The sequence below is a fragment of the Actinomyces sp. 565 genome (assembly GCF_010365615.1).
Classification (GTDB): Bacteria; Actinomycetota; Actinomycetes; order Actinomycetales; family Actinomycetaceae; genus Actinomyces.
The window spans coordinates 192875-201970 of the sequence record NZ_PIZD01000049.1 but is presented as its reverse complement, the minus strand read 5'-3'; the positions used below and the strand labels follow the sequence as shown (position 1 = coordinate 201970).

The 9096-nt window shown below is 67.3% G+C and carries 7 protein-coding genes; 1 reads left to right on the top strand and 6 read right to left on the bottom strand.

Features of this window, described 5'->3' with window-relative positions; all coding sequences use genetic code 11:
* Positions 1 to 285 precede the first annotated feature (285 nt).
* Positions 286 to 1536 (top strand): formate-dependent phosphoribosylglycinamide formyltransferase, encoded by a 1251-nt coding sequence (purT, locus tag GZ997_RS08415; protein WP_162679558.1) that lies wholly within the window; start codon positions 286 to 288, stop codon positions 1534 to 1536.
* Between the two features lie 61 nt (positions 1537 to 1597).
* Here the strand turns inward: purT and GZ997_RS08410 are convergent, their stop codons facing one another.
* The 6 genes from GZ997_RS08410 to GZ997_RS08385 form a co-directional block, all read right to left on the bottom strand.
* The gene (locus tag GZ997_RS08410) at positions 1598 to 2452 is read right to left on the bottom strand and encodes an MT-A70 family methyltransferase (protein ID WP_162679557.1); all 855 of its coding nucleotides are present in this window, start codon (positions 2450 to 2452) and stop codon (positions 1598 to 1600) included.
* A gap of 32 nt (positions 2453 to 2484) precedes the next feature.
* Entirely contained in the window at positions 2485 to 3177 is a 693-nt protein-coding gene (locus GZ997_RS08405; protein WP_162679556.1) for a BglII/BstYI family type II restriction endonuclease, read from the bottom strand.
* A gap of 526 nt (positions 3178 to 3703) precedes the next feature.
* The gene (locus GZ997_RS08400) at positions 3704 to 4549 is read right to left on the bottom strand and encodes a DUF817 domain-containing protein (protein ID WP_162679555.1); all 846 of its coding nucleotides are present in this window, start codon (positions 4547 to 4549) and stop codon (positions 3704 to 3706) included.
* Positions 4550 to 4620: 71 nt separating this feature from the next.
* Positions 4621 to 6042 (bottom strand): glycoside hydrolase family 1 protein, encoded by a 1422-nt coding sequence (locus GZ997_RS08395; RefSeq protein ID WP_162679554.1) that lies wholly within the window; start codon positions 6040 to 6042, stop codon positions 4621 to 4623.
* Positions 6043 to 6146: 104 nt separating this feature from the next.
* A complete protein-coding gene (locus GZ997_RS08390) occupies positions 6147 to 8021 on the bottom strand; it encodes a beta-glucoside-specific PTS transporter subunit IIABC (protein ID WP_162679553.1) in 1875 nt (624 codons plus the stop codon).
* Between the two features lie 198 nt (positions 8022 to 8219).
* Complete coding sequence (locus GZ997_RS08385) at positions 8220 to 9089, bottom strand: PRD domain-containing protein (RefSeq protein ID WP_161923986.1); 870 nt, start codon at positions 9087 to 9089, stop codon at positions 8220 to 8222.
* Positions 9090 to 9096: the final 7 nt, after the last annotated feature.

The following is a 9096-nucleotide window of genomic DNA, read 5'->3' as shown; positions in this document are numbered from 1 at the left end:
CGCAGCGGCCGGCGCGGGGGCACGCCCGCGGGTCGCGGGCCGTCCGACCGGGCGCCGCCTGCCGGCACCGACGGCGCAGTCCGGCTCGGGCCGCGGCCGTCATCCGACGAGTGGCCGGGCTGGGTTCGGTCCAGTGAATCCATGGCCCCAGCATGACACAACCCGCTGTGCTGGGCGCGCGGAGTTTCGGTACCGTGGTCGTGGTGAACGGCGCGCCGGCGCCGAGCCGTCCGGGCAGCGCCCGCGCCCGGCACAAGCACCGACCTGGAGGCTACGGAGGCCACCGTGACCACATCCCACAGCCCTGCACCCGGTACCGACGCCGCCCTCGGCACCCCGGGAACACCGTCGGCCACTCGGGTGGCGCTGCTCGGCTCCGGGGAGCTCGGCAAGGAGGTGACGATCGCGCTCATGCGCCTGGGCGTGGAGGTGACCGCGATCGACCGCTACCCGGGCGCGCCGGCGCAGCAGGTCGCCCAGCACGCCGTAACCGTGGACATGTCCGATCCGGTGGCGCTGACGGCGGCGATCGAGTCCACCGGGGCGGGGATCGTCGTACCGGAGATCGAGGCCCTGGCCACCGACGCCCTGGTGGCGCTGGAGGAGGCCGGCGCGGTGCGGGTGGTGCCGACCGCGCGCGCCGCCCGGCTGACCATGGACCGGGAGGGCATCCGGAGGCTCGCCGCCGAGGAGCTCGGCCTGCCCACCAGTCCCTACGCCTTTGCCTCCAGTGCCGCGGAGCTCGCCGCCGGGGCCGAGCAAGTCGGCTATCCGTGCATCGTCAAGCCCGTGATGTCCTCCTCCGGGCACGGCCAGTCCGTGCTGCGCCGTCCCGACGACGTGGCTGCCGCCTGGCGACTAGCGGCCGCGGGGGGCCGGGTGGACCGGGGCCGGGTGATCGTGGAGGGCTTCGTCGACTTCGACTCCGAGATCACCCTGCTGACGGTCCGTTCCCGCGACCCGCGCACCGGCCGGACCGTCACCTCCTTCTGCGAGCCTGTGGGCCACCGCCAGGTGGACGGCGACTATGTGGAGTCCTGGCAGCCGCACCCGCTGCCCCCGGCTGCGCTGGAGCGGGCGCAGGAGGTGGCCGCCGCGGTGACCGGGGCGCTGGGCGGCTGGGGCCTGTTCGGGGTGGAGCTGTTCATCTGCGGGCAGGAGGTGCTCTTCTCGGAGGTCTCGCCCCGACCGCACGACACCGGCATGGTGACCCTGGCTACGCAAAGCCTGAGCGAGTTCGAACTGCATGCCCGGGCCCTGCTGGGGCTGCCTGTGGACACGGCGCTGCGCTCCCCCGGCGCCTCCGCCGTGGTCAAGTCCCCTGTAGAGTCCGGGCGCGGCTCCGGGGTCGTCTACCGGGGCGTCGCCGAGGCGCTGACGGTGCCGGGCAGCGATGTGCGCCTGTTCGGTAAGCCCGATGCGCATCCGGGCCGCCGCATGGGCGTGGCCGTGGCGGCAGCCGACGACGTCGACTCGGCCCGCCGACGCGCCCAGGAGGCGGCCGGCGCCATCACCGTGACGCGCCCCGAGAAGTGACCGAGAGTGAGCCGCCACTATGTGTTGCCATAGCAGGAGTACCGAGCGCAGATGGCAGTGTTCAGGTGAATAGGTTGCCCTCCTGGGTCGGGCGTCCCCGCCGGCGCATGGATGTACCAGCCTTCTCCAGCAGGCCACGGATCCGGCCGATCGAATACCCGGTTTCCTCGGCGAGCTGCCGGACGCTGGCACCGTCACGATAACGTTGGCTAAGCAAGCCAGAGAGGGTCTTGGCAGTCTCTCCGTCCAAGCGGTCGTGGGGCTCAAGGTAAGGTGCGGTGATGGCCCCACCGGAGTAGCCTTTGTACACCTGTCCGCGGGGCTGGATGTCAACGCCGGACTCATCGCCCCACGCCGTCCATCCAGGCATTGCCTGGCGGGCGAACAACTCCAGGTAAGGACCGGGCGAACAGTCCTCGATGAGCTTGTACTGCTCATCCGGTTTGCGGGAGTGCTCTCGCTTGCGAGTCTCGATCATATTGACTTGTCGACGAGCCGGCGCGAGTGTGCGCATGCGACCACGGACTCCGAACAGGATCAACTCGGTGACGTTGCGGAAGTAGAAGCCGACGCCGCGGCCGTCGGGGCCGCCGTCCTTTCGGCGCTTGGCCCACACGATGTTGCTGACATACCGGAAGCCCCAGCTCTCCATGACGCGCAGGCCATCGGGCAGCAGTGCGTTGGGCACCCATAGGTATAGATGAGCGTCCTTCGCAACATGCTCGGCAACCGGCAGGTCGCAGATCGCCTGGAGGTCAAGCGTGGAGTAGCGGTCAAGCCGCCGGTGCTCGGGAGCGACCTTGCCGGTGCGATTCTGGAAGCGCCACGGCGGGTCAGCAAGCACAGTCTTGAACCCGCCCTCAACGGTCGGCAGGGGTTCGATGACGTCATTTGGGCGCAGGGGTTCTACTGACACGATGAGGCCTCCATAAGATCTAGTTACTCCAACTAGATCTTATCAGAGCCCGGCCACCCTATCACGCGCTCGGGCTCGATGCCGACCAAGAACAGCGGGCACTGCCCGCCGCCACCGAGATTGACCTGCGGTAGGAGCTTGTTCCAGTGGGTCGTGGCCTTACCGTACTTGGTATTTGAGTACATGCCCTCGTTACCCCAGTGCTCAAGCTCGGCCTGAAGCCGCGGGCCCCGCGTGACGATGACACCGACCGCGATCACGCCCTCGTTGTGCAGTCCAGAGAAGTTCTGGAGGTCTCGCGCATAGAAAGGGTCCTTGTTATTCCATTCCATCTCGACCGCAACGCCGGGATACCAGCCGTCCTCCCCCAGCTTGAAGACGTCGATTTCGTGACTGCGCGTCTTGAAGATGGGACGCTCATCGATCAACTTCTCGATGGTGACGTTGTGCTTGTTCCACCCCTGGTCGTACAAGGACTCGTCAAACCTCTTGGTGTGCCGTGCTCGGCTACCGCCGCCGGCCGCAATGTCATCGGTAAAATTGATCGTGAATGAGTTGAGCGCGTTGACCAGGTCGTTGAACAACGTCGGGAAGGAGTTGGCCAGGATCACGTCCGCGTAGCGGGTGACTCCGTAGATGTATCCCTCTGGCATGCCAGACACGCTCGGTTGACCCACAACTCCAGGCAGGACATCGTCGGCGTACTCCTCTGGTCGATCGTTCATGGTGCCAATGCTACCGAGTGAGTGATGCTGCGGCACGGTGGCCCGCCCGGTACTCGCACTAGTCTTCTGCGAGTTTTTCGGCGTCAACTTGGCACTCACATGCCCGGTCTTGTCCGCCAAGTCTCTTTGAAGAACTCTAGCCGCGGGGCCGCATGCATAGACCAGCGGGCAGACGGATGGCTCCATCGTCTTCCAGACCTGGACCATCGGCGATGGCAGTCTGCTCATCTTTGGCTCAACCTGGCCGCGATGGAAGGAATGATGGACCGGTCCGCGTTCGTTGAGGCGTCGTAGGCCTCGATTCAGGAACCACCTGCTATTGTGGTCCGTTCCCACGACCCGCACGGCATCAAGAACATTGTCTCCTTCTACGAGCCGATCGGACACCGGCAGACGGAGACGACGACTGCGTGGAGCCGCGGCGGCGGCCGACGACGTCGACTCGGCCCGCCGACGCGCCCAGGAGGCGGCCGGCGCCATCACCGTGATGTGCCCCGTGGACTAGTCATCGAGGCGGTCAGCGAGCTCAGCTACTGCGCCGCGGCGGGGTGACCCGGGCCTCGCCGTCGCCATAGTGCACGCCCTCCTCCGCCTTTACGGCAGCCACCAGCACGAAGCTGAGGGTGACCAGCAGCGCCCAGCTGCCGAGCTTGCCCACATGTACCAGGTGCCACCCGGCCTGCTGGTCGGGGTAGCGCCACGCATTGAGGAACGTGCCGAGGTTCTCCGCCAGCCACAGGAAGACCCCGATCAGCACGAACGACACCGCGGTCGGCATGCGGTAGCGGTCCCCGCCCACGGTGAAGTGCACCGTGGAGCCCCACAGGGCCAGGAGGAAGCCGACCGCCACCACCCAGCGCAGGTCCCAGATGAAGTGGTGGGTGTAGAAGTTGGCGTAGGCGGCCACTGCCAGGGCCGTGACCGGCCAGCGGCGGAAGTCGGAGATGTGCAGGTCGAAGCGCCGGAAGGCCTGGCAGATATAGGAGCCGACCGAGGCGTACATGAAGCCCGAGAAGATCGGCACCCCACCCAGGCGTACCACGCCGGCATCCGGGTAGGTCCAGGAGCCGACTCGCACCTTGAAGACCTCCAGCGCCAGGCCGATCAGGTGGAAGGCGCAGATCACCGCCAGCTCCCGCCATGTCTCAAGCTTCAGCACCACGAAGGCGGTCTGCACCACCACCACGTAGATGAGCAGCGCGTCATAGCGTGCCAGTGGCAGCTCCACCCGGTTCCAGACGAGCACGGAGACCGCCATGCCGGCGAATACGGCGATCGGGAAGGCGCAGCAGGCCAGTTGGGTGGCAGTGAACTGGGCCAGGCGCAGCGGCAGCAGCCGCAGCCGGCTCAGCGGGGCGCGTTCTTCGGGCATCGGCACACACTACCCGGTGCCCGGCGCGTCCGCCGTGAGCCGGCTGCGACCGTCGGCAACCGCGTGGCCGGTCAGGCCTTCAGGCTGGCGCCGTTCGAGGCGATCACGTCCCGGTACCAGCCGAAGGACTGCTTGCGGTAGCGCTCCAGGGTGCCGGTGCCGTCGTCGTTGCGGTCCACGTAGATGAAGCCGTAGCGCTTGGACATCTGGGCGGTGGAGGCGGAGACGCAGTCGATGCAGCCCCAGGAGGTGTAGCCGATGACTTGCACGCCGTCGGCGATGGCCTCACGCACCTGCACCAGGTGGTCGTTCATGTAGTCGATGCGGTAGTCGTCCGCGACGGTGGGGGTCCCGTCGGGGCCGGTGATCAGCTCGTCGCGGGCGCCTAGGCCGTTCTCGACGATGAACAGGGGCTTGCCCCAGCGGTCCCAGTAGTCGTTGAGGATGGTGCGCAGGCCGCGCGGGTCGATGGCCCAGCCCCACTGGGAGACCTCCAGGGTGGGATTCACGACGCCGCCCATGAGGTTGCCGCCGCTGGCCTCCCGCTCCTGAGTGGCAGTCTCGCAGGAGGACATGTAGTAGGAGAAGGACACGAAGTCAACCGTGTGCTCGGCCAGGGTGCGGCGGTCGTCCTCGGTAATGTCCAGCTCGATGCCCTTGTCCCGGAGCTTGCGCAGGAAGTAGCCGGGGTAGGCGCCGCGCACGTGTACGTCGCCGAAGGTGTAGTTATCCCGTTCGGCCTGCTTGGCGGCCCACACGTCCCGCGGGTCCGGGGTAAGCGGGTAGAAGGGGATCGCCAGGATCATGCAGCCGACCTTCAGGTCGGGGCTCACCTCGTGGGCGATGCGGGTGGCGGATGCGGAGGCCACGAGCTCGTGGTGGATCGCCTGGTACAGGTCCTGCTCGCTCAGCTCCTCCTTGGGCGTGTTGATGCCGCCGGACATGAAGGGCTCGTGGAGCACGGAGTTGATCTCGTTGAAGGTCAGCCAGTACTTGACCCGCCTGCCGTAGCGCTCGAACAGGGTGCGGGCGTAGCGCTCGAAGAAGCCGATCATGCGCCGGTCGGCCCAGCCGTTGTACTCGCGGGACAGGTGCAGCGGGGTCTCGTAGTGGCTGATGGTAACCAGGGGCTCGATGCCGTACTTCTCCAGCTCGTCCAGGACCCGGTCGTAGAAGGCCAGGCCTGCCTCGTTGGGCTCGGTCTCATCCCCCTTGGGGAAGATGCGGGACCAGGCGATGGAAAAGCGGAAGACCTTGAAGCCCATCTCCGCCAGCAGGGCGATGTCCTCCTTGTAGCGGTGGTAGAAGTCGATGCCCTCCAGCTTGAGGTTGTCCGGCGTGGGGGCCTCGGCGCGGGGGCCGACGATGCCCTGGGGCATGACGTCCTGGACGCTCAGTCCCTTGCCGTCGGCGTCGTAGGCGCCCTCGTACTGGTTAGCGGCCAGTGCGCCGCCCCACAGGAAGTCGTTGGGGAAGGTCATTGGTGCCGGCATGGTTGGTTTTCTCCTTAGCTCAGTTGCTTGGCATGTTTCCGGGTTCGTGCTCGATTGTGCCTCGCCCGCGCCGGTGCTTCGCGCACCGGCACGGGCGGAGGGAGTCAGTGGTCGATCTCGACGACGTCGGCGTCGGCCTCCACGTCGGCGTCGGCCACCGGGACCACGCCCGCCAGGCTCGCCGTGTTGGTGACCACCAGGATCGTGGTGGGGTCGTACCCGCCCTCGCGCACGATGTCTAGATCGACCTCGGCCAGTTCCTGCCCGCGTGCGACGCGCTGTCCCACGGTGACTTTCGGCGAGAAGCCCCTGCCCTCGAGCTGGACCGTATCCAGGCCGACGTGTACCAGCAGCTCCACGCCGTCGTCGGTCTTGATGCCGTAGGCGTGCCCGGAGTCCATGACCGTGAGCAGGGTCCCGGCCGCGGGCGCGGTGACTGTGATCCTCCCGGATCCGTTGGGGCGCACGGCAATCCCGCCGCCCAGCGCGCCGGAGGAGAAGACCGGATCGGCGACCTTCTCCAGCGGCATGGCCCGGCCCGCGACCGGGGCACCCAGTACGGTGGTGGGCTCAGCGGTGGCCGGGGCCTCCGCGTCCGCGGAGTTCTCCGCCGCGGAGTCAGCGGCGTCTGACTCATTGAAACCGAGTACTAGAGCGAGCACGAAGCCGATGGCCACGGCCACGCCGATGCCGATGAAGGTGACCGTCACATTGCCGTATTGCAGCAGCGCCGGGATACCGATCAGTGAGGGGAATACGAAGGCGGAGATGGCGCCGCCGCCCATCGCGATAATGGCTCCGCCCACGGCACCGCCGATGCAGCCCGCGACGAAGGGGCGCTTCAGCGGAAGGTTCACACCGTAGATGCCGGGCTCGGTGATGCCGGCGAGGAATGCGGACAGGGCCGCCGGGCCGGCCACCTGCCGCATCTGCGCGGAGCGGGTGCGAATCATCACTGCGAGCATCGCCGCCGCCTGCGCCAGCACGGCGGCGAACAGCGGGGCCGCCATGAGCGAATAGCCGGGCTTGTCGAGGTCGGCCAGCATGATCGGGGTGAAGCCCCAGTGGATGCCGAACATGACGAATACCTGCCAGAAGGCCCCCATAATGGCGCCGGCCAGCCACGGAGCGGCCCGGAACAGGGCCTGAATGCCGCCGGAGATGCCGCCGGAGATGGCGGTTGTGACCGGGCCGATTGTAATCAGCACCAGTGGCACCATCACCACTAGCGAGACCAGCGGCACCGTGAAGTTGCGTATGGTGCCGGGCAGCACGCGCTTGAGCCACCGCTCCAGGTAGCCCTGGATCCAGGTGGAGAAGATGATCGGCAGCAGGGATGAGGTGTATGACGCCATGATCACGGGAATGCCGATGAAGGTGACCGAGTCGGCTTCCGCCAGGGCCACGATGTCCGGGTAAACCAGGGCGCCGGCAATGGCGACGGCGGTGATCTCGTTGGCCTTGAATCGACGCGCCGACGATATCGCCAGCACGATGGGCAGGAAGTAGAAGACGGAGTCTCCGGCCGCGTTCAAGATGGTGTGAGTGGTTCCCGTGTCGGACATCCACCCCAAGGTGGTCAGCAGCGCCAGCATCGCCTTGATCAGCCCGGCGCCCGCCAGGGTCCACAGCACCGGGTTGATCAGCGCGGAGATCAGCTTGATGAACCGGTCGAAGAGGTTGCCCTCCTCCGCGGGCTGCTCAGCGGCCTCGGAGCCCGGCCCCAGCGAGGTGATGCGTCCCAGCTCCTCGTACAGCATCGGCACGTCATTGCCGATGACCACCTGGTACTGGCCCCCTGCCTGCACCACGGTCACCACGCCGGGCAGCTGCTTGATCTGTGCCGTTGCCGCCTTGGACTCGTCGGCCAGTACCAGGCGCAGGCGTGTGGCGCAGTGGGTCATGGAGCGGACGTTGCCCTCACCCCCGACCTTGTCCAGCAGTTGCGGCGCCAGCGCCGCGTAGTCGACTTTAGCCATGCTGATCCTCCTCGATCCGATTGCCCGCAAGCGGCTGGGAAACAAAAAAAGACCCGAGCCGACTGCGCAGCTAGCTACAACAGTCAACTCAGGTCTTGCCCCTTGCGGGTAACAATCCTGGGCCCCACTCGAGGCCATTCGAGGATATCTTAGAACCGATCCGCCGGAAAGCGTCATCGGCACCCGCAGTGCGTTTAGTCACATGCGGTTGTTTCCGGGGTGCGGGCGCGACCGGTCAATACCGTTCTCCAGGCGGGCGACGTGGATCGTCAGATACGCGGTCTCATCCTCCCGCACCGCAATTCCCAACCGCACCTCTAATAGCTCCTTCACCCGCACCGCCACCTGGTAGGCCCGGGGATGACGGCGGCGCAGGGACTCGGCGATGACCGTGCCCGTGCCGTCTGCCAGTTGCTCCCCGGTGCGGGCGCGCACCAAGAAGTAGCGCAGGTGCACGGCGAAGCGGGCGGCATCGATGGAGTCAGGGCGGAAGTCATCGCCATAGGCGGCCTTGAGGATGTCCATCACCTGTCCGATCAGCCGCGACTGACGCGCCGCCTCCCGCGTGGACGGAGCACCCACGGCGGCGGCGAACAGGTGCAGGGCCAGGGCGACGGCCTCGCCGTCGGGCAGCTGCACCTCCTGGGCGCGGTTGAGCTCGGCCACCATGCGCTCGGCCAGCCGCAGCTCCTCCGGGTGCAGGTGCGCCGCCTCGGCGCGCAGCGGGTAGTCCATGACGGTGCCCGCCTGCACGCGCTCCATGGCCTGGTTGACGTGGTCCACCACCGCCACAATCGTGGAGGAGGGCACGGCGGTGCCCAGGTCCCGGGCGGCGGCACGGAAGGTGCGCTCAATCAGGGCGATGCGCTCCAGCGGAATCGCCGCCATCACCTCCCCGACACTCTCGGCGTTCTGTGCCAGCACATACCGGCGCGCAACCAGGCTCGCGTCAACATCCTGGCCCGGTCTGCGCTGGAAGCCGAGGCCGCGGCCGGTCAGCACCGCTTCGCGTCCCAGCTCGTCGCGCGCCAGGATCACGTTGTTGTTGAACACCCGCAGGATCTCCACCTGTGGG